Annotated in this window: 16 protein-coding genes; 6 read left to right on the top strand and 10 right to left on the bottom strand. The window is 63.2% G+C overall.

Features of this window, described 5'->3' with window-relative positions:
- Positions 1 to 132 precede the first annotated feature (132 nt).
- Positions 133 to 1,146 (top strand): zinc-dependent alcohol dehydrogenase family protein, encoded by a 1,014-nt coding sequence (locus tag ASF84_RS08415; protein ID WP_056837164.1) that lies wholly within the window; start codon positions 133 to 135, stop codon positions 1,144 to 1,146.
- Between the two features lie 10 nt (positions 1,147 to 1,156).
- On the opposite strand, the gene ASF84_RS08410 is transcribed toward ASF84_RS08415, so the two are convergent.
- On the bottom strand, positions 1,157 to 2,170 hold the full coding sequence (locus tag ASF84_RS08410) for an AraC family transcriptional regulator (RefSeq protein ID WP_177339458.1): 1,014 nt from the start codon (positions 2,168 to 2,170) through the stop codon (positions 1,157 to 1,159).
- Between the two features lie 344 nt (positions 2,171 to 2,514).
- Positions 2,515 to 3,360, bottom strand: a complete 846-nt coding sequence (locus ASF84_RS08405) for an alpha/beta hydrolase (RefSeq protein ID WP_056837162.1) — start codon at positions 3,358 to 3,360, stop codon at positions 2,515 to 2,517.
- Between the two features lie 266 nt (positions 3,361 to 3,626).
- On the opposite strand from ASF84_RS08405, the gene ASF84_RS08400 reads away from it, so the two are divergent.
- The gene (locus ASF84_RS08400; protein WP_056837953.1) at positions 3,627 to 5,630 is read left to right on the top strand and encodes a peptidase U32 family protein; all 2,004 of its coding nucleotides are present in this window, start codon (positions 3,627 to 3,629) and stop codon (positions 5,628 to 5,630) included.
- Positions 5,631 to 5,875: 245 nt separating this feature from the next.
- On the opposite strand, the gene ASF84_RS08395 is transcribed toward ASF84_RS08400, so the two are convergent.
- Both ASF84_RS08395 and ASF84_RS08390 read right to left on the bottom strand, forming a co-directional pair.
- A complete protein-coding gene (locus ASF84_RS08395; protein WP_056837160.1) occupies positions 5,876 to 6,499 on the bottom strand; it encodes an HD domain-containing protein in 624 nt (207 codons plus the stop codon).
- Positions 6,489 to 7,001: a GNAT family N-acetyltransferase gene (locus tag ASF84_RS08390; RefSeq protein WP_056837158.1), complete on the bottom strand. Its 513-nt coding sequence runs from the start codon at positions 6,999 to 7,001 to the stop codon at positions 6,489 to 6,491. The genes ASF84_RS08395 and ASF84_RS08390 overlap by 11 nt, the downstream gene beginning before the upstream one ends.
- Before the next feature lie 409 nt (positions 7,002 to 7,410).
- Between ASF84_RS08390 and nirB the strand changes: the two genes are divergently transcribed.
- Both nirB and nirD read left to right on the top strand, forming a co-directional pair.
- The gene (nirB, locus tag ASF84_RS08385; RefSeq protein ID WP_056837156.1) at positions 7,411 to 9,972 is read left to right on the top strand and encodes a nitrite reductase large subunit NirB; all 2,562 of its coding nucleotides are present in this window, start codon (positions 7,411 to 7,413) and stop codon (positions 9,970 to 9,972) included.
- Positions 9,972 to 10,346, top strand: a complete 375-nt coding sequence (nirD, locus tag ASF84_RS08380) for a nitrite reductase small subunit NirD (RefSeq protein ID WP_056837154.1) — start codon at positions 9,972 to 9,974, stop codon at positions 10,344 to 10,346. Before nirB ends, nirD begins: the two co-directional genes overlap by 1 nt.
- A gap of 49 nt (positions 10,347 to 10,395) precedes the next feature.
- Here the strand turns inward: nirD and ASF84_RS08375 are convergent, their stop codons facing one another.
- The 4 genes from ASF84_RS08375 to ASF84_RS08360 all read right to left on the bottom strand — a co-directional run bounded on the left by ASF84_RS08375 (position 10,396) and on the right by ASF84_RS08360 (position 15,957).
- The gene (locus tag ASF84_RS08375; RefSeq protein WP_056837147.1) at positions 10,396 to 11,652 is read right to left on the bottom strand and encodes a D-mannose isomerase; all 1,257 of its coding nucleotides are present in this window, start codon (positions 11,650 to 11,652) and stop codon (positions 10,396 to 10,398) included.
- Positions 11,653 to 11,760: 108 nt separating this feature from the next.
- Positions 11,761 to 13,386: a methyl-accepting chemotaxis protein gene (locus ASF84_RS08370; RefSeq protein ID WP_056837144.1), complete on the bottom strand. Its 1,626-nt coding sequence runs from the start codon at positions 13,384 to 13,386 to the stop codon at positions 11,761 to 11,763.
- A 168-nt stretch (positions 13,387 to 13,554) separates the two neighbouring features.
- Entirely contained in the window at positions 13,555 to 14,730 is a 1,176-nt protein-coding gene (locus ASF84_RS08365) for a glycerate kinase (protein WP_056837142.1), read from the bottom strand.
- Between the two features lie 90 nt (positions 14,731 to 14,820).
- A complete protein-coding gene (locus tag ASF84_RS08360) occupies positions 14,821 to 15,957 on the bottom strand; it encodes a CdaR family transcriptional regulator (RefSeq protein ID WP_056837951.1) in 1,137 nt (378 codons plus the stop codon).
- A 136-nt stretch (positions 15,958 to 16,093) separates the two neighbouring features.
- On the opposite strand from ASF84_RS08360, the gene ASF84_RS08355 reads away from it, so the two are divergent.
- Positions 16,094 to 17,242 carry an alpha/beta hydrolase gene (locus tag ASF84_RS08355; protein WP_056837949.1) on the top strand — a complete coding sequence of 383 codons (1,149 nt, stop codon included), beginning with the start codon at positions 16,094 to 16,096 and terminating at the stop codon, positions 17,240 to 17,242.
- Between the two features lie 304 nt (positions 17,243 to 17,546).
- On the opposite strand, the gene ASF84_RS08345 is transcribed toward ASF84_RS08355, so the two are convergent.
- Positions 17,547 to 18,257, bottom strand: a complete 711-nt coding sequence (locus ASF84_RS08345; RefSeq protein WP_056837139.1) for a FadR/GntR family transcriptional regulator — start codon at positions 18,255 to 18,257, stop codon at positions 17,547 to 17,549.
- Between the two features lie 474 nt (positions 18,258 to 18,731).
- On the opposite strand from ASF84_RS08345, the gene gudD reads away from it, so the two are divergent.
- Positions 18,732 to 20,084, top strand: a complete 1,353-nt coding sequence (gene gudD / locus ASF84_RS08340; RefSeq protein ID WP_056837137.1) for a glucarate dehydratase — start codon at positions 18,732 to 18,734, stop codon at positions 20,082 to 20,084.
- Between the two features lie 74 nt (positions 20,085 to 20,158).
- Here gudD and ASF84_RS08335 read toward each other — a convergent pair whose 3' ends face one another.
- Entirely contained in the window at positions 20,159 to 20,824 is a 666-nt protein-coding gene (locus ASF84_RS08335) for a TenA family protein (RefSeq protein WP_056837135.1), read from the bottom strand.
- Positions 20,825 to 20,827: the final 3 nt, after the last annotated feature.

Below are 20,827 nucleotides of genomic sequence, written 5' to 3'. Positions count from 1 at the left end.
CTGCGATGATTGTTGCTTGCCAGCATAACAATCCTGTCGGTTCCTGCGCATTTATCCCGGTGCGGCAACACAGAACAATGCGCCCTGACGGAGCGTTTCTGCTCTGCACCTCAAAACGACTGGAGACGGAAAATGAAAGCGTGGCTGTTGAAAGATTTCGGCCTGGATAATCTGGTACAGGAAGAGACAGAAACACCCGTACCCCAAGCCGGTGAACTGCTGGTAAAAGTAGGCGCGGTGTCGCTCAATTTCCGGGACAAAGCCATCGTTGACGGTATCTACGAACCTCACAAGGTGCCCAAGCCGCTGATTCCTGTCAGCGATGCGGCGGGGACTGTCGTGGCCGTGGGTGAGGGTGTCAGCCGATTCGCTATTGGCGATCGGGTCAACTCACATCTTTATTCACGCTGGCTGGACGGCATGCCCGGGCCGGATGAACCCGACTACTGCTTTGGCTCGCCATTGCCTGGTGGTCTGGCGCAGTACATGATCATCCATGAAGACAGCGCGGTACGGGCCCCCGACAACATGTCGGATGAGGAAGCCGCGACCCTTCCAATTGCCGCGCTGACCGCGTGGTATGCGCTCGTCGACTATGGTCAGATCGAAGCCGGCCAGACAGTTCTGGTTCAGGGAACTGGAGGTGTTTCTGTTTTTGCGGCACAGATTGCTACCGCTCTGGGAGCCAGGGTTATCGTCACCTCCAGCCGTGATGCCAATCTGGAAGCGGTAAAAAAACTGGGCGCTGTGGCCGGCGTGAATTATCGCACCACCCCTGAGTGGGAAGAGGAAGTCCTGAAGCTCACTGATGGCAAGGGCGTGGATCTGCTGCTGGATGTGGCAGGCGGTGACGGCATCAATCAATCGATTGCTGCAACAAAGGCAGGTGGGCGTATTGCCCAGATCGGCTTCCTGACAGGCCAGACCTCCGCCTTGAACCTGATGCCCATGATTTTCCGGCAAACGACGATTCGCGGCATAGCCGTTGCTCCACGCTCGTCATTTGATCGAATGAACGAATTCCTCAATGAGCACAAGATTCGTCCGATCATCGATCATGTGTACCCGTTCGATCAGGCACGCGAGGCGTACGAACACCTGGCCAGGGGTGCCTTCGGCAAGGTCGTCATCAAAATCGCACAGTAACGACCGTGCCTCAATGCGACCGCGAACGCCGGACTTCGGCCCGCTGCAAGGTCGTGCTCGGGCTTTCGTCGAACTGCTTGCGGTATTCGCTGGAAAAGCGCCCCAAGTGGGTGAAGCCCCACTCCATGGCAATCGCCGAGATATTGCGCGTGCCCCGGCGCTCGAGGATTTCCTGGCGCACGCCGGTAAGGCGGTATTTTTTCAGGTAGGCCATCGGCGAGAGTTCGATGTACTTGCGAAAGCCTTCGAACAGCTTGAAGCGTGATACGCCGCTGGCGGCCTCGATGTCCTCGACACACAGGTCTTCGCGGGCGTGAGCGTGAATGTAGTCCCTGGCGCGCACCAGGTAATGCGGCATGCGCACCCCGAGGGTGTCACGCAAGGCGTCGGAATAGTTATTGGGCTGGGCCAGGATCAGGCCCTTGACCAGAGCGTTTTCCAGGTCGCGACTGAACAGCAGGTGGTCGTACAGCTCGCCGCGTTCCATCTCCTCGATAAAGTGCCGGGCCATGCGCCACCAGGAAGCTGCGGCCCCGTTGACCGCGTCCATGCCGGCGGCGAAGCGCAAGGGCTCGCCGATCGGGCGCTGGAGCAAGTCTTCCAGGGTCTGGTTCATCGCCACCCGGCTGATCACCACCTGCAACTTGCGGCAGTCGCCGGCGATGCTCAGCTCCTGGGTTTCGTTGGGGGCAATGATCACCCCGTGCTCGGCGTCGGAGCGCAAGCGTTCACCGCCCTTGTTCAGCTCCTGCTCGCCGCACAGCGGCAGGCTGACGCTGTAGCTGTTGAAGCTGTCGAGATCGGCGATGCCCACGGTGACATCGGTGCCGTACTCGACAATGCCCAGCGTGGTGGACATCGACTTGAGCACGTTGGCGCTGTGGCGAAACTGGATGCGCCCCGGGCTGCTGGCCTTGAGCTGGTGAGGGCCGCAGATATGCGACATCCAGGAGCAGGCACCGGCCAGGTCGAAATGGTCGGCATGGATATCACGCAGGTGAGATTCAGGCTTGGAATTGATCATGGCACTCGTCATCAAGGCTGTTTCGCGGTTATCAGGTGTGCGCTCTGCGGCGCATCTGCCTGACCTCGATGCAAGCGCCAGGCCACGCCGCCCCCGCGCAAACAAACCCGCACTTTGCGGATAGCAATCGCGCACTATCCGGATAGTGCGGGCGCCAATGCCTTGAACCGGCGTTGACCCACTCGTCGCCGCCACCGCGCAATGCCCCGGAACAGAGCAGTCCTTGCCTCAAGGCATGGCAACGCCGTGCCGCATGGCGAGCGCTTGACAAAAACGCCTGAAAACCGTGTCTAGCGGCTGTACGGCCCAGAAGCTGGGTAGTCTCGACACAGCCCTGTTACCGCTCAGAGGCCCAGCAGTTGCCTGGCCGCCAGGTACAACGGTGTGCCGGGCTCGCCCAGTTGCAGCACCACATCGAAATGATTGCGGCCCGGCGCCTCGACCCCTTGCCCTGACAAACCCTCGCTACACCAGGCGTCGAGATAGTCATGGGACTGGCGAGCAAACGCTTCGCTTTCAAGCGCGCCGTAGCTGATTTTCAGCGGTGTGTCGTGTGCTGGCAGGTGAAACTGCGGGCTGTTGCGCCGGGCCGACACTTCATCCAGGTGCATCCAGGCATTGATATGGGTGGCCAGCAAGGGCTGCAGGTCGAACAGTCCACTGATCGGCAAGGCGCCGTGCAGCACCGAGGGCGGTACGCCGTAGTCTTGATGCCAGCCGCCCGCCAGCAGCATGCCCACCAGATGCCCGCCGGCCGAACTGCCACTGGCCACGATGCGCGCAGGGTCGCCGCCGAATTCGGCAATATGGCGATGGACCCAGGCCAGGGCGCGCCGGGTCTGGTCGACGATGTGATCCAGCGTCACCGCCGGCGCCAGGTCGTAATCGATGACCACTACACAGGCGCCCGCCTGGGTCAGCGCCGGTGCCATGAAGGCCGAGTCGGCCTTGGACAAGGCGCGCCAGTACCCGCCGTGAATGAACAACAGCACCGGCGCATCAGGCTGCGCGGCCGGAAAAACATCCAGCCGCTCGCCGCTGCCCGGGCCGTAGGCCACGTCTCTGATCACCGGCAAACTGGCGTGCGCGGCCTCGCTCAGGCTGCGGTACAGCCGGGGATAGTGCTCATAGTCGGCCACGCTGGCGCGGGCGTTGTACTGCACATCGTAATAGTCGTCGAGCGTGGCCATGGTCGTCTCCCTGTGAATCCCGGTATCGATTAGGCCGCAACCAGCGGGCCACGGCTATCCACCAGGGCGTGCATGACTATCCGGATAGTTGGAGGACAACAATGAATACGCACACTCGCAGAAATGACCAAGCCTAAAATTGTTGATAATCACTCGCATAAAGACGTGATTGGTGTCGATCCACGTCCATCTGACCGGCAAAGGGTGCGGTGCACGGCCAGTACCTCTACAATGCGCGCTTTGCCCTGCGCCGGATCTCGCTCGTCATGTCCTTACCCAAGCACCACCTCGAACTGCTCAGCCCTGCCCGCGACGTCAGTATTGCCCGCGAGGCCATTTTGCATGGCGCCGATGCCGTGTACATCGGCGGGCCGAGCTTTGGCGCACGGCACAACGCCAGTAACGAGGTCAGCGAGATTGCCGAGCTGGTGAAGTTCGCCCGCCGCTACCATGCGCGGATCTTCACCACCCTCAACACCATCCTGCACGATGATGAGCTGGAGCCGGCGCGCAAGATGATTCACCAGCTCTACGATGCCGGTGTCGATGCCCTGATCGTGCAGGACCTGGGGGTCATGGAACTGGACATTCCGCCCATCGAGCTGCATGCCAGCACCCAGACCGACATCCGCACCCTGGCGCGGGCGCAGTTTCTCGACCAGGCCGGCTTCTCGCAACTGGTCCTGGCTCGCGAGCTGAACCTTGAGCAGATCCGCGAGATCGCCGACGGCACCGACGCCGCTGTCGAGTTCTTCATTCATGGCGCGCTGTGCGTGGCTTTCTCCGGGCAGTGCAACATTTCCCATGCGCACACCGGGCGCAGCGCCAACCGCGGCGACTGCTCCCAGGCCTGCCGCCTGCCCTACACGCTCAAGGACGACCAGGGCCGTGTGGTGGCGTTCGAAAAGCACCTGCTGTCGATGAAGGACAACAACCAGAGTGCCAACCTGCGGGCGCTGGTCGAGGCCGGTGTGCGTTCGTTCAAGATCGAGGGGCGCTACAAGGATGTGAGCTATGTGAAGAACATCACCGCTTACTACCGTCAGCGCCTGGACGAAATCCTCAACGATCGCCCGGACCTGGCCCGCGCTTCCAGCGGCCACACCGCGCACTTTTTCGTGCCCGATCCGGAAAAGACCTTTCACCGTGGCAGCACTGACTATTTCGTGTCCGACCGCAAGATCGACATCGGTGCCTTCGACACCCCGACCTTCACCGGCCTGCCGGTGGGCATCGTCGAGAAGGTCAACAAGCGCGACCTGATCGCCGTGACCCATGAGCCCCTGTCCAACGGCGACGGCCTCAACGTGCAGGTAAAGCGTGAAGTGGTCGGCTTTCGCGCCAACATCGCCGAGCTCAAGGGCGAGTTCGAGGAGGACGGCGAGAAGCGCTGGCGCTACCGGGTCGAACCCAACGAGATGCCGGCTGCCCTGGCCAGCGTGCGCCCCAACCAGCCGCTGAGCCGCAACCTGGACCATAACTGGCAGCAAGCGCTGGCCCGCACCTCGGCCGAGCGCCGCATCGGCATCCAGTGGAAGGCGCAGCTGCGTGAAGAGCGTCTGAGCCTGTGTGCCATCAGCGAGGAAGGCGTCAGTGCCACGGTCACGCTGGAAGGCCCGTTCGGCACGGCCAACAAACCCGAGCAGGCGCTGGAACAGTTGCGTGACCTGCTGACCCAGCTGGGCACCACGATCTACCATGCCCAGGACGTGAAGCTTGACGCCCCACAAGCATTCTTCATCCCCAACTCGCAGCTCAAGGCCCTGCGCCGCGAAGCCATCGAGGCCCTGGAAACCGCGCGCCTTGCAGCCCATCCACGGGGTGGACGCAAGGCCGAGACCAGCCCGCCACCGGTCTACCCTGAGTCGCACCTGTCGTTCCTGGCCAACGTGTACAACCAGAAGGCGCGTGATTTCTATCATCGTCATGGCGTGCAGTTGATCGATGCGGCCTACGAGGCCCACGAAGAAACCGGTGACGTGCCGGTGATGATCACCAAGCATTGCCTGCGCTTCTCGTTCAACCTGTGCCCCAAGCAGGCCAAGGGCGTGACCGGCGTACGCACCAAGGTGGCCCCGATGCAACTGGTGCATGGCGATGAAGTGCTGACCCTGACCTTCGATTGCAAGCCATGCGAGATGCATGTGGTGGGCAAGATGAAGGGCCATATCCTCGACCTGCCGCTGCCGGGCAGTGACAAGGCCGGGATCGTCGGGCATATCAGCCCTGAAGACCTGCTCAAGACCGTCAAGCGCCACGCCCCGCATTGATGTAGCCAGCCTTCGCGACCGGTGGTCGCTCCTACGGACTCATCGGTGCCGGCAAGCACGCATCTCAGCCCCGTGGGAGGCGGCTTGCCGGTGCCCGCTTGCCCGTGCCCGCTTGCCAGCGATGGCGGTCGCAGTGACGCAACAGGTGTGCAGCCTTTGCGACCGATGGTCGCTCCTACGAAGTTATGTGCGCGCTACCGCGATTTTACGTAGGAGCGACCAACGGTCGCGAAAAGGCCTCGGCCCTACGCTTCAAGTTCACGAATCTCGGCTTCGATATTGCGCCGCGCCGGGGCCTCCCAGCGCGCCCTGCCCGGCTCGGTGGTGAAGATCACCGGACGTTCGAGAAATTTCTTCAACACTGCAGCTCGGCCGGGGCGGTAAAGCGCGTCTGGAAAACGCCCGTATTCACGCCGCACCGCTTCGGTGTAGGTCCGGTAAGCCGACGCGTCGGCGCCCAGGATCGACAGGTCGATGTCCACCAGCAGCCGCTGATCATGGGTGCTGGCCGGCTGCCGGTGATCAGTGGCCATGATCAGGTCGATCACTGCCTGGCGGCAGTGATCGAGTCCTGCGCAGGCCAGCACCTCGCCTGCCAGATCGGCGCTGCGCGCTTCGTTGTCCTGGCGGCTCGGGTCGTAGATCGCGTCGTGGTACCAGATGGCCAATTCCACTTGCAGCGGCGCTTCGGCCAGGTCGCGCAGTTCATCGAAGCCTTGCAGGCAGGCCAGGATATGCGTGGCGTTGTGGTAATGCCGACCCGGCTCAGCGTACAGCGTACACAGTTGCTCGAAACGCTCAGGTGCCGGTGGCGCGCCCAATGCCGTCCATAGACGCTGCCAGCGCTCGTGTTGCAGTTCACTGTTCATCCAGCACTTTCTCCATATGGGTGGTCTGCCACACCGGGTCGCTTTCGACGTCCACGGTTACAAAACCGTGCTTTTCCCAGAAGCGAATGGCGCCCGGCAGAAACGGGTGAGTGTGCAGGTACAGCACGTCGACCGCATCGGCCCGCGCCTGCTCGCAGATGACCTCAAACAGCCGGCCGGCCAGCCCGGCGCTGCGCCACGCAGGGTCGACGAACAGGCGCACGATTTCCACGGTCTTGCGGCCCTGGTAATCGAGCTGCGCAAAACGATGATCGTACGGCAGGTAGCCGATGGCGGCGACAATCTGCCCGTGCACTTTGGCAATCAGGAAATGGCCATCGGCATCATTGAGGTAGACCTGCTCGAAACCGGCCAGGTCGGCGGGCAGTGCATCGGGGTCGAGCATGGGAAAGATCTGCGCCCGGGCGTGCATCACGAACGCAAGAATCGCGGCGATGTCCGCGGGACGTGCAGGGTTAATCTGCGGGATCGATTCGGGCATTGATTGAGTTCACCAGTCTGAAACACAAGATTAATAGACCTGTTCATGCACAGATTTACAGCCTTATGGACCGTTGCGCACCATTTAAAGGCAACCTTGCATCAACCTGAAACCTTGACCAAAACCTGCAAATGCCCGGTTTACAAGGCTTTGCGCAAGCTGGCACAAGCTCTGCATTGCTGTTGCCAACCCCGCCCTTCGTGTGGCCGGGCTGCCCCGGCCGATCGACGCTGATCGCCACTCTTGCCCAGGCATGTGCCGGCAGAGGTCAAAGGGCACCAGGTGCATCCGGCAACGACGCCCCGATGACACCCTATAACCAGAACAGGCAAAGGCGCCTGGAACCGAAAGGTTCCGGGCGCCTTTTTTTTGCTTCACAAAACCTGATTGGCCTAGGCCGGGACGTGCTATGAACTCCACAGTCTTGACTCACAACGATGTAAAAACACTGATCGTCATCGGCAATGGCATGGTCGGTCATCATTGCGTCGAGCAGTTGATTGCGGGCGGCGCACTTGAACGCTATCGCATCCATGTCTTCGGCGAAGAAGCGCAGCGGGCCTATGACCGCGTGCACTTGTCGGAATACTTTGGCGGCCGCGATGCCGAATCCCTGGCCATGAGTGCCGCAGCGCTCTACGAGCAGCCCGGCCTGAGCCTGCACCTGGGCGTGCCGGTGCTGGAGATCGACCGCAGCCGTCGCGAAGTCATCACCGCCCACGGCAGCTTTGCCTACGACAAGCTGGTGCTGGCCACCGGTTCCTACCCGTTCGTGCCGCCCATCGAAGGCGCCGAGGGCGACTCGCGCCTGGTGTACCGCACCCTGGCCGACCTGGACACCATCCGCGCTGCCGCCGCCAAGGCGCGCCGTGGCGTGGTGGTCGGCGGCGGCCTGCTGGGCCTGGAAGCGGCCAATGCGCTCAAGTCCCTGGGGCTGGAAGCCCATGTGGTGGAGTTCGCCCCACGCCTGATGCCGGTGCAGCTCGATGAACTCGGCGGCGCAGCCCTCAAGGCCCGTATCGAAGCCCTGGGCGTCGGCGTGCACCTGTCGCGCGCCACTCAGTCGATCAGCGCCGGCAGCGAATACCGTTACCGCATGAACTTTGCCGGCGACGAATTCCTGGAAACCGACCTGATCGTCTTCTCTGCCGGCATTCGCCCGCAAGACGCCCTGGCGCGCCAGTGCGAGCTGGAGCTGGGCCCGCGTGGCGGGGTCAACATCAATGAACACTGTCTCACCAGCGATGCCGATATCTTCGCCATCGGTGAGTGTGCGGCCTGGAATGGCAGCATGTTCGGCCTGGTCGCACCCGGCTACCAGATGGCCCGCAGCGTGGCGGCGCAATTATGCGAACAGGATGCCGAGTCGTTCTTCGGCGCTGACATGTCGACCAAGCTCAAGCTGCTGGGCGTGGATGTCGGCTCCATCGGCGACGCCCACGGCGCCCTGGCTGGCGCGGTCAGCTACCGCTACATCGACGAAGCCACTGCCAGCTACCGTCGTCTTGTCGTTTCGGCCGATGGCAAGCAGGTGCTGGGCGCGGTGCTGGTGGGTGACAATAGCTACTACGACACCCTGCTGCAATATGCCCAGAACGGCATCGCCCTGCCCGCCGACCCGGCCAGCCTGATCCTGCCGCACAGTGATGGCGCTCCGGCGCTGGGCGCCGATGCCCTGCCGGCCACGGCAACCATCTGCTCGTGCCATAACGTCAGCAAGGGCTCGATCTGCGCGGCCATCGACGGCGGCTGCACGGACCTGGCCGGTATCAAGGCCTGCACCAAGGCGGCCACCGGATGCGGCGGCTGCGCGGCCCTGCTCAAGCAGGTGTTCGAACATGAACTGATCGCCCGTGGGGTGAGCGTCGACAAGAGCCTGTGCGAGCACTTCGCCTACACCCGCCAGGAGCTGTATTCGATCGTGCGGGTCGAGAACATCGAAAGCTTCGACGAACTGCTGCATCACCATGGCAAGGGCGAACAGGGCTGCGACATCTGCAAGCCGGCGGTGGGTTCGATCCTGGCGTCGTGCTGGAACCGGCCGATCACCGACCCGTTGCTGATCCCGTTGCAGGACACCAATGACACCTTCATGGCCAATATGCAGAAGAACGGCACCTACTCGGTGGTGCCGCGCATTCCCGGCGGTGAAGTGACGCCAGACGGCTTGATCGCCATCGGCGCGGTGGCCAAGAAATATGACCTGTACACCAAGATCACCGGCGGCCAGCGCATCGACCTGTTCGGCGCGCAACTGCACGAGTTGCCGGACATCTGGAGCGAACTGATCGCCGCCGGCTTCGAGACCGGCCATGCCTACGGCAAGTCGACCCGCACGGTGAAATCCTGCGTGGGCAGCACCTGGTGCCGCTATGGCGTACAGGACAGCGTGGCCATGGCCTTGCGCATCGAGGATCGCTACAAGGGCCTGCGCTCACCGCACAAGCTCAAGTTCGCGGTCAGCGGCTGCACCCGCGAGTGCGCCGAGGCGCAGAGCAAGGACGTGGGCATCATCGCCACCGAGAACGGCTGGAACCTGTACGTCTCCGGCAACGGCGGCATGCGCCCGCGCCACGCCGAGCTGTTCGCCACCGACCTGGATGACGAGACGCTGATCCGCTACATCGACCGTTTCCTGATGCTTTACATCCGCACCGCCGACAAACTGCAACGCACCTCGGTATGGCGCGAGTCGCTCGAAGGCGGCCTGGATTACCTCAAGGCGGTGATCATCGACGACAGCCTGGGCCTGGCCGCCGAGCTTGAGTCGCAAATGCAACTGGTGGTCGACCGCTATGAATGCGAATGGGCCAACGCCCTGAAGGACCCGGAAAAACTCAAGCGCTTCCGCACCTTCGTCAACGACAAGCGCCAGGACCCGGACGTGCACTTTGTGCGTGAGCGCGAGCAGCGTCGCCCGGCACGCGCCGATGAACTCAACCTGATTCCCCTGTTCAAGGAGGTGGTGTAATGAACCAGACCCACGAAGCGTATGCCCAACACGCCCAGACCGCCGCCCTGCACTGGCAAACCCTGTGCGAGCGCCAGGATCTGGTCGCCAACTCCGGCGTGGTGGCCTGGTTCAACGACCGCCAGGTGGCGCTGTTCTACCTGCCAGGTCAGGAACAGGCCCTGTATGCGATGGACAACCGTGACCCGAAGTCAGGCGCCAATGTGATCGGCCGTGGCCTGCTGGGCAAGCTGGGCGACGACCTGGTGATTGCCTCGCCGCTGTATAAGCAGCATTTCCGTTTGCACGACGGCAGCTGCCTGGAATACCCCGAGCAAAAGCTGGAGGTGTGGCCGGTGCGCTTGAATGGCGAGTGGGTCGAGATCGCCGCCTAGGGTCTGTTGCCGTTTCATCACGGCCGCGCCACGCTGCAGACCGGTTGCGTCAACCCTGGGTCTGCCTGGCCAGTGCGCAGGCCAGGCTGGGCGCCAGGGGCAGCATAGGCAGCAACACGGCCTGATAGGCGTGGTACAGGTCCGGCTTGCCGGGCCAGATCTCGGCGCTGGGGCGGTTGCTCGCGTCGAGTTCATGGCGCCAGCTGCCGTGCTCGCGGTCGATGAAACAGGTGTCATTGAAATCCCAGAAGCGTCGATACCAGGTTTCATAGACCGGCTCGCCGGTGCGCTGCAACAGCGCGCCGGCCGCCGCCACCGCTTCGCAGTGGGTCCAGTGCAAGCGCTGGCGAATCACCGGCTGGCGCTCGTTGTCCAGGGTATAGACGATGCCCGGCGCCCCATCGACCTCCCAAGCATGCCGGCAGGCGCTGTCGAACAGTTCACCGGCCTGTTTGAGCAGCCAGCCCGGCGCATTGCAGCGAGACTCCAGCAGCGCCGCTTCCAGGTGCAACAGCAGCCGTGCCCACTCGAAGCCGTGGCCTGGGGTGGTGCCATAGGGACGAAACGGGTCGGCGGGGTTATCAAGGTTGTAGTCCGGCAGTGGCTCCCAGTGCTGGCTGAAATGCTCCACCACCTGAAAGTCATTGGCCGCCGCGTGCTGGTGGATCAGCCGCTCGGTGATGCGCAGCCCGCGCTCCAGCCAACGACTGTCGCCGCTGACATCGGCCAGCGCCAGAAAGGCTTCAAGGCCATGCATGTTGCTGTTGGCGCCGCGATACGCCTCTTCGATCTGCCAGTCACGGGAGAACGACTCGCGCAGCACGCCCTCTTCTTCACTCCAGAACCGCTCAAGCATGACGCTTGTCGCTTCTTCGAGCAGCGCCCTGGCCGCCGGCCGTCCGGCCACCACGGCAGAGCTGGCCGCCAGTGCCACGAAGGCATGCAGGTACGCCTGCTTGTCGGTGCCACCGCCTTCGTCCAGCGGCGCATCGAACCAGCCGCCATGCTCGGCATCACGCAGCGGCCCCGACAGGGCGGCCAGGCCATGGTCGATCAGTTCGGAAAACCCCGGAATGCCCTGGATATGCGCCAGGGCAAAGCAATGCACCAGGCGGGAGGTATTGAGGGTCTGGGCCCGCGCACCCACGCGCAGCCGGCCATAGGTGTCCAGGTCGCCGAACCCCTGTTCCAGCCTGGCGGCCCTGGCGAACGCCAGCAGGCGTGCGCCTTCCTGGTCAAGCCACTGGCGATGGCGCGGTGCATGCAGCCAGCTGCGGGTGACCTGCGGGGTAAGATGCTTGTCCATGACGCACTGCCCTCTTGAACCTGACCATGATCAGGCTGCCCAAGGCCGTCCTGACCGACCGTGGCGATAATGCGCGCCAAGGCCGGCCATGGGCAAGCGGTGTATCGGTCAGACCTTGAAGCGCGCCACCACCTGATTCAGATCGCCCGCCAGGCGCGACAGCTCGTTGCTGGAGGCGCTGATCTGGTTAGCGCCCTGGGTCGACTGCATCGACAGGTCGCGAATATTGACAATGTTGCGGTCCACTTCCCGCGCCACCTGGGCCTGCTCTTCGGCGGCGCTGGCAATGACCAGATTGCGCTCAGAGATCTGATTGATAGAGCGGGTGATCTCGCTCAGCGATTCACCGGCGCCACGGGCCATTTCCAGGGTGGAGCCGGCGCGGTCGCGGCTGGTCTGCATCGACTCCAGGGCCTGGGCCGAGCCGTTGCGCATGGCATTGACCATGGCGTCGATCTCCAGGGTCGACTGCTGGGTGCGGTGCGCCAGGGCCCGCACTTCGTCGGCGACCACGGCAAAGCCACGCCCCGACTCACCCGCCCGCGCCGCCTCGATGGCGGCGTTGAGCGCCAGCAGGTTGGTCTGTTCGGCGATCGAACGGATGACATCCAGTACCTTGCCAATGTCCTGGGACTGGTTGGCCAGGCTCTGCACCAACGTCGAGGTGGCCTGCACGTTATCGGTCAACGTCTGGATCGACTGCACGGTGTCCAGCACACGCTGCTGACCGGCCTTGGCCGAGGTGCTGGAATGGTTGGAGGCGTCAGAGGTCGATACGGCGTTGCGCGCCACTTCTTCGACCGCTGAAGTCATCTCGTTGACGGCCGTGGCCGCCTGGTCGATCTCGGCATTCTGCTGGTGCAGTCCGCGGTAGCTGTCTTCGGTGACCGAATTGAGCTCGGTGGCCGCCGAGGCCAGTTGCGTGGCCGAGCTGCCGATATGACGCATGGCTTCGCGCAGGTTGTTCTGCATCTGTTGCAAAGCCCGTTGCAGGCGGGTGACTTCATCTTCGCCCTGGACATGAATGTCATGGGTCAGGTCGCCACTGGCCACATGCTCGGCGGCGCGCACGGCACTTTCAAGCGGGCGCACAATGCTGCGGGTCAGCCACAGTGCCAGCCCGATGGTGGCCAGCGCGGCCAAGAGTACAAATGCCATCACAATCAAGCGCGAATGATCGTATTGGGTGGCGGCCGCCAGGCCTTCGGCCTCGATGCGCTTGGCATAGAAATCACCCAGGTCGGACAGTTGCTTGCCCGAGCCATCGACGATCTGCTTCATGTCGACCAGCAGCAGTTTGATCAGCGCGGCGTTGTCCTTCTGTGCCGCCAGCACAAACGAGCGCTCCAGACCACTGCGGTACTCGGCCAGGGTGGTGCGGAACTGATCGGACAGTATCTTTTCTTCGGGGGTGTCATCGAACTTGTCGAGGATGACCAGCTTGCCATCCAGGTCCTTGAGACGGGTGTCCATCTGCCCCTTGTAGGTGGCCACGTTGGCCGGATCCGGGTCCAGGGCCATGCGCAGGGAAATGGTGCGGATGCGCAGCATGAGTTCACGGATGTCGCTGATCACGCGCATGCTCGGCACCCAGTTGGTTTCAACGGCGACTTCGCTTTCACGGATGGTCTGCATCTGAGCCAGCGCAAACCAGCCCAGTACAGCCACAAGCAGGGAGATCAAGGTAAAGCCCAGACCCGCACGGCGGGCGATGGTCAGGTTGCGTAGGTTCATGGCTACGGCTCTTTCTTATAAGGTGGCGGATCGAAACGAGGTTGTCGTACAACCCCACCACCCTATCGGCCTCTGCTCAGACTTCTTGAGGGCCATAGCCCTCATTTATCCACCCGCATGCGCTTTTGCTGTAGCGGCCGGGCGGCGATCCGCTTCAGCCGCGAAGGGTCATGAATCGGCGGTGCCTGGTTCGCGACTGAAGTCGGTCCTACCGGCCGCCAGGTCCCACAGCCGGGCCAGGTCACGGGCGCGGTCATGCAACAAGGCAGCGGCGTGTCGGCAGGCCTCGTCCAGGGTCAGCGGACCGTTGGCCAATGCGAAAGCGGCGTGGATACCGTGTGCGTACAACTGCTCGTAGCCTTCGCCCAAGGTGCCGGCCAGGACGATCACCGGCACCTTGCGACGGGCGGCAAAACGGGCCACACCCAACGGCGTCTTGCCGCGCAGGGTCTGGGCATCGAAGCGGCCTTCGCCGGTGATCACCAGGTCCGCACCAACCAGCGCCTGTTCAAGCCCGGTCAGTTCCGCGACCACTTCGACGCCGGGGCGGAAGGTGGCGTGCAAGAAGGCCTTGGCCGCAAAGCCCATGCCGCCGGCTGCGCCGCTGCCGGGGTTGTCACGCACGTCGGTCCCCAGCACTTGGGCGCAGTGATCGGCCAGATGATCCAGGGCGGCATCCAGCGCCAGCACTTGCTCAGGCGTTGCGCCTTTCTGCGGGCCGAAGGTGTGCGACGCGCCGTGCGGACCACACAACGGGTTGTCGACGTCGGCGGCAATTTCAAATCGCACCTGCGCCAGGCGCGCATCCAGCCCGCTCAGGTCGATACGCGCCAGCTGCGCCAAGGCCAGGCCGCCAGGCGCCAAAGGCGCGTCATCAGCGTCCAGGAAACGCACCCCCAGCGCGGCGAGCATGCCGCTGCCGCCGTCGTTGGTCGCACTGCCGCCAATGGCCAGGATCACCCGCTGCGCGCCCGCGTCCAGGGCACTGGCAATCAGTTCACCGGTACCCAACGTGCTGGTGACGCAGGCATCGCGCTGTTCGCGGCTCAGCAGTTGCAGGCCGCTGGCAGTGGCCATCTCGATAATGGCCGTGCGGCTTTCGGCCAACCAGCCCCAGTGCGCTTCGACCGGTTCGCCCAGCGGGCCTTGTACCTGGGCCGTGCGCAACTGGCCGTTGCAGGCCTGCAACACTGATTCGACCGTGCCCTCGCCGCCGTCGGCCATCGGGCACAGGCGCAGCTCGGCCTCGGGCCAGACGTCGCTCAGGCCGCTGGCGATGGCCTGGGCGACGGCTTGCGCGCTGAGGCTGTCCTTGAACGAGTCGGGGGCAATGACGATTTTCATGATGCATCTCCTCTTCTTGTGCCCGCATGTTCGCATCCGCACCAGGGCTTTACGCCGGGCCGTCGCACAATGCCTGTCATCGCCTGTCGTTCATTTGCACAGGCCAGGCGTGACGTGCCGCCCCAGGTACAGCCGCAACAGGTCGTCGCTGCGGTACGGGTTGCAACCGGTGAGTTCGGCGATCTTTTCCAGGCGATAGCGCAGGCTGTTGCGATGAATGCCCAAGGCCTCGGCGCACACCTGGCTTTCGCCGCTGTGCTCGAACCAGCGATCCAGGGTTTCCACTAACTGGGGGTGCTCGTGCAGGCGCATGATGGAGCCGGCAATGTCCTGCGCCAGCCAGTCGTGGCGATGACGCCAGAACAGCACCGGCAGGCGCAGGTCCTGCAAGTGCAGCAGGCGCTGCGCCGGGCGGATATGGCTGGCGTAGTCGAGCAGGTCCAGGGTTGCCGCACAGGCCTGGCGCAATGCGGGCAGGCTCGTCGCGGCTTCGGCGGTGGCAATGCGCAGGATCGGCCAGCCCTGGGCGGTGGCCTGTTCAAGCAAGTGAGCGTCGTCGTAACCACGTTCAGGGGTACGCTCGTGGCTGCGCTCCTGGCTGCGTTCACGCTCGACCGCCCGGCACCAGTACAACAGCGTCGGCTCGCGCAACAGGCACCAGCTTTGCGGGTAGCGGCTGCTGAGCCGCATGACCAGCGGGTGGCTCATGTCCAGCGGCTCGCTCAGGCGCATCAGCACCGCCTGGCGCGGCTGCTGCGGTTGCAGGCCCAGGTGCCGGGCTTCGTCGACCAGGCTGTCGGGGCAGTCGCCCCACAGCAGGCGCGCCAGCAATTCTTCGCCGCGTTGCCGGCGCCATTGCCGGTCGGCCTGCTGGCGGCGCTGCTCCATGAGCATCTCGGCAGTCATCTTGACCAGTTCGCCGTACACACGCACCTGCTCGGGGTCGCCGGTAATGCCCAGCACGCCGATCAATTGATGATCCAGCATCAAGGGCAGGTTCACACCCGGCCTGACCCCGCCCAGGCGACTGGCAGCCAGGGCGTCGATTTCCACCACCTGACAGGTCGCCAGCACTTCCTGAGCCCCCTCATGACGGGTGCTCAGGCGCCCGGCATCACCGCTGCCGATGATGATGCCCAGGTAATCCATGACATTGACGTTGTAAGGCAGGATTGCCATGGCACGGTCAACGATGTCCTGGGCCAGGGCGCGATCAAGGGCGAACATGGCAGTCTCCTGCGGCAGGATCGGCATGCCGATACATTTTGTTGAAGTTATGAGGCCCGGAGTGTGCCTGAAAGTGGAGCCTCGCGCGAAGCGCGTGGCACAGTGCCGGGTGCCCTGGTCATTGAAGGTCTTGAACGTGCCCCGCTATCGCCTGCTTGCTGTGTTATGCGCCCTCCCCTTGCAAGCCTGTGCCTGGAAAACCGGCGATGTGCAGCCGCACACCGGCTTTTCCGGCTACCGGCAACAGACACTGGAGTGGCTGCAGAGCCACCGTGTTTTCCAGACCGACAACCGCGATGCCGAGCTGGCCTGGAACGCGCCGCAGGAGTGGCGCCCGGCCGGTACGCCCAGGGCCGGCGTGCTGCTGGTGCACGGGCTTGGTGATTCGCCCTGGTCGTTTCATGACATCGGCCGCACCCTGGCCGATCAGGGTTATCTGGTGCGTACTGTGCTGCTGCCCGGCCATGGCACACGTCCCGAAGACATGCTGGAGGTGACGCTGGAGCAGTGGCAACAGGTGGTGCGCGAGCAGGCCGCGCAACTGGCCCGCGATGTACCCAAGGTGTATCTGGGCGGGTTTTCCACCGGGGCCAATCTGGTGCTCGACTATGCCTACGAGCACGATGACATCGCCGGATTGTTGCTATTTTCGCCAGCGTTTCGCTCCGACAGCGCTTATGTGTGGCTGACGCCGTGGATCGGCTGGGCCAGACCCTGGCTGGCCGAACCCAACGACGGCGTGCGGCCCATGCAGACCCCGGTGCGCTACCTGAACGTGCCCACCAACGGCTTTGCCCAGTTTCACCTCAGCAGCGTGGTGGCGCGCCAGCGACTGGTCGAAAAGCCCTATGCCAGGCCGGTATTCGTAGCGCTGACCGAGCATGACTCGGTGCTCGATACCGGATTTGTACTGGACAGCTTCAACGCGCGCTTCACCCACCCGGGCAGCCGGCTGGTGTGGTACGGCAGCGATCCGGACAGCACTGCCGCGCATCCACGGGTGCTGGTGCGCGAGGATTATCTGCCCGAACAGCAGATCAGCCAGTTTTCCCACATGGGCCTGTTGTTCTCGCCCGACAACCCGCTGTACGGTCCCAACGGCAGCCAGCGCATCTGCTGGAACGGCCAGGAAGCAACCGATATGGCCCGCTGCGTCGCCGGCGAGCCGGTGTGGTACTCGGACTGGGGCTACCGCGCCGCCGGCAAGGTGCATGCACGGCTGACCTTCAACCCGTATTACCCGTGGCAAGCACAAGTGATGCTCGGCGTGATGGAGGCCCAGTAGGAGCGCGCTTGCCCGCGACCGGCTGCGTTAGCAGTCGTAAATTTTCAGCGTTTCGCAGATTTTCAGATCGTAAATTTTCAGCGTTTCGCAGATTTTCAGATCGTAAATTTGCGGTGTTTCGCAGATTTTAAGATCGTAAATCTGCAGCGTTTCGCAGATTTTAAGATCGTAAATCTGCAGCGTTTCGCAGATTTTCAGATCGTAAATCTGCGGTGTTTCATCAATTTTGCGAGCGCTGCGCACTCGGTCGCGGGCAGAGCGCGCTCCTACCCTGGCGCCAGGTTTGTCATGCGACGGGGGGTTTTTACAAAGGCACCAGGCGTTCGCGGCTGTTGCTCAGGTGAGTCCACATCGCGGCGCGGGCGGCGTCGGGGTCTTTGCGGCGGATGGCGCTGAGCAGCGCTTCATGTTCCAGGTTGGCCAGGTAGCCGTGGGGCGCCAGGTTGCTGCCGCCGCGCTCGTTGGTGTCGAGGCGCGCGCGCGGGATCACTGCACTGCCCAGGTGCTGCATGATTTCCAGAAAATAAGGGTTGCCGGTGGCCTCGGCGATCAGCATGTGAAAGCGCTTGTCGGCCTCGACACAGCTGTCATGACTGGCCAGCAGATCCTGGTAGTCGTCCAGCGCCTGGCGCATGGCCGCCAGTTGCTCATCGGTACGGCGCAACGCCGCCAGGGCCACGGCCTGGGTTTCCAGGCCAATGCGCAATTCAATGATGTCGCGCACCCGTGAGGCGGTCTCGACCTTCAGGCGCAGGCCGGTCTGGTGCTGGCGCTCCAGCACGAAGGTGCCCTTGCCCTGGTGGGTGACCACCAGCCCCGACGCCTGCAGCTTGGAAATGGCCTCGCGCACCACCGTGCGGCTGACGCCGTGCTCGCGCACGATTTCATTTTCCGAAGGCAGCTTGTGACCCGGCGCGATCTTGCCCAGCAGAATGCGCTGGCTCAATTCGGTCACAAGGTCAGTGGCCAGATTGTGTTGCCGGCGCTTGGGTGCGGCTTTCGAAGATTCTTGCATGACGATTATCCAGACACAGGTTGTCTTTTTTCACACACCAACCGGCCATCAGGTATACGCAGCAAAGGGCCGGGAACCTGAGCAATGCAGCGGATCATAGCACCTGCCGCGGCGTGGTGACTTGTCAGACAGGCTTTCAACTTGTCTAACTTGTAATACAAGCAAGAATGGATGAATTTCACCTCCAAGATCAACAAACACCAAGTAAAAAATAAATAAACCCTTATAAATCAATATATTAAAAAACAAACACTCATTCATGCGCACTTTTGGGTTACGCATTCGATGATTCCTATCGCTAACCCTCTTGCAGCAACATCAATAACTTGTATGATAACCGACAAAGAAAACGGCAACCTGTTTAAACCGGCATGACATAGGGGTCCCTCCTGAGCCCCCGTCAGCCACTGAAGCCCCGAAATCGCTTCGCCCCACCGAGCCAGACAAAAAAGACTTGATAATAAGGACCCGACCATGACTCAACAGACCGCTCATACCACCGGCAAGACGCCTGTCATCACCAGCCTGCAGGTCGTTCCCGTGGCGGGCCATGACGACATGCTGCTCAACCTGAGCGGTGCCCATGGCCCTTACTTCACGCGCAATATCCTGATTCTCAAGGACAGCGCCGGTAACACGGGCGTCGGCGAGGTGCCCGGCGGCGAGGCGATCCGCCAGACCCTGGAAGACGCCCGCACCCTGGTGGTCGGCCACGGCATCGGCAGCTACCAGAAGATGCTCAACGACGCGCGCAAGGCCTTCGCCGAACGCGACTCGGCCGGCCGCGGCCTGCAGACCTTCGACCTGCGCATCGCTATTCATGCGGTCACCGCCCTGGAAGCTGCCCTGCTCGACCTGCTCGGCCAGCACCTGGAAGTGCCGGTGGCCGCCCTGCTCGGTGAAGGCCAGCAGCGCGACGCCGTGGAGATGCTCGGCTACCTGTTCTACGTCGGTGACCAGGACCAGACCGATCTGCCCTACCGTCGCGAGCAGGAAGCGGACAACGAATGGTTCCGCATTCGTCATGAAAAGGCCCTGACCCCTGAAGCGGTGGTCCGCCTGGCCGAAGCGGCGCGTGACCGCTATGGCTTCAAGGACTTCAAGCTCAAGGGCGGCGTGCTGCGCGGTGACGAGGAGATCGAAGCGGTCACCGCACTGGCCGAGCGCTTCCCCGACGCACGCATCACCCTGGACCCCAACGGCGCCTGGTCATTGAAGGAAGCCGTGCGCCTGTGCCGCGACCAGCACCATGTACTGGCCTATGCCGAAGACCCATGCGGCGCCGAAAACGGTTATTCCGGTCGCGAAGTCATGGCCGAGTTCCGCCGCGCCACCGGCCTGCGCACCGCCACCAACATGATCGCCACCGACTGGCGCCAGATGGGCCACACCATCCAGTTGCAATCGGTGGACATCCCACTGGCCGACCCGCACTTCTGGACCATGCAGGGTTCGGTGCGCGTGGCGCAGATGTGCAACGAGTGGGGCCTGACCTGGGGTTCGCATTCCAATAACCACTTCGACATTTCGCTGGCGATGTTCACCCATGTCGGCGCTGCCGCACCGGGCGAGATCACCGCGCTGGACACCCACTGGATCTGGCAGGACGGCCAGCGCCTGACCAAGGAGCCGTTGCGCATTGTCGAGGGCAAGGTGCATGTGCCGAACAAGCCGGGCCTGGGCGTCGAACTGGACATGGACCAGGTCAACAAGGCCCATGAGCTCTACAAAGGCATGGGCCTGGGCGCCCGCGACGACGCCGCGGCCATGCAGTTTCTGATTCCAAACTGGACGTTCAACAACAAGCAGCCATGCCTGGTGCGTTGATCGACCCGAATCACCTGTAAACCTGGCCACTTCTTGCTGGCGACCGGCGCGCAACCCCCTTGCGCGCCGTTTTTTTATGTGTGATCGGCGTCCAGCCCCATCTGCCAGAAATCGGCCTCCAGCCGCGAAGCCTTGCCGAACACACCCACCAGGTCGGCGAAGCGCTGCTCGGTCATGCTGCGGGCGGCCAGTTCATCCAGATGTCGACGTGCATCATGGGCCACCTGTTGATAGCCGTCGCCGGCGTATTCGGCAATCCAGTCGCGGTAGGGATGATCGGCCAACGCCTCGACGCCCTCGGGCGCCAAGGCCCGACCGATGACGGCGTAGCCAATGACACAAGGCGCCAGCGCGACGTGCAGTTCCAGCAAGTCGCCGGCAGCACCGCAATCGAGCACGTAGCGGGTGTAGGCCACCGTGGCCTGGTGCTCAGGCGCGGCCTCCATGGCTTCACGGCTGAGCCCCCAGCGGGCGCAGAGGCGCACATGCAGCTCGGTCTCGTCGAGGATTGCCGCCAGCCCGGCCTGGGCGGCGCGGATGTCGGCCAGGGTGCGGCTCTTGTAGGCGGCCAGCGCCCAGGCACGGGCAAACTGGATCAGAAACAGATAATCCTGAACCAGGTAGTGGCGAAACGCGGCTTGCGGCAAAGTACCAGCGCCCATCTGGCGCACGAAGGAATGGTCGACATAGCCCTGCCAGTCTGTCGCGGCGGCCGCTTTGAGACGGTCGAAAATATCCATGGT

The organism is Pseudomonas sp. Leaf127 (assembly GCF_001423155.1).
In the GTDB taxonomy this organism is placed as follows: domain Bacteria; phylum Pseudomonadota; class Gammaproteobacteria; order Pseudomonadales; family Pseudomonadaceae; genus Aquipseudomonas; species Aquipseudomonas ovata.
The sequence above is the reverse complement of the archived record's forward strand: the minus strand, read 5'-3'. Positions and strand labels throughout refer to the sequence as shown.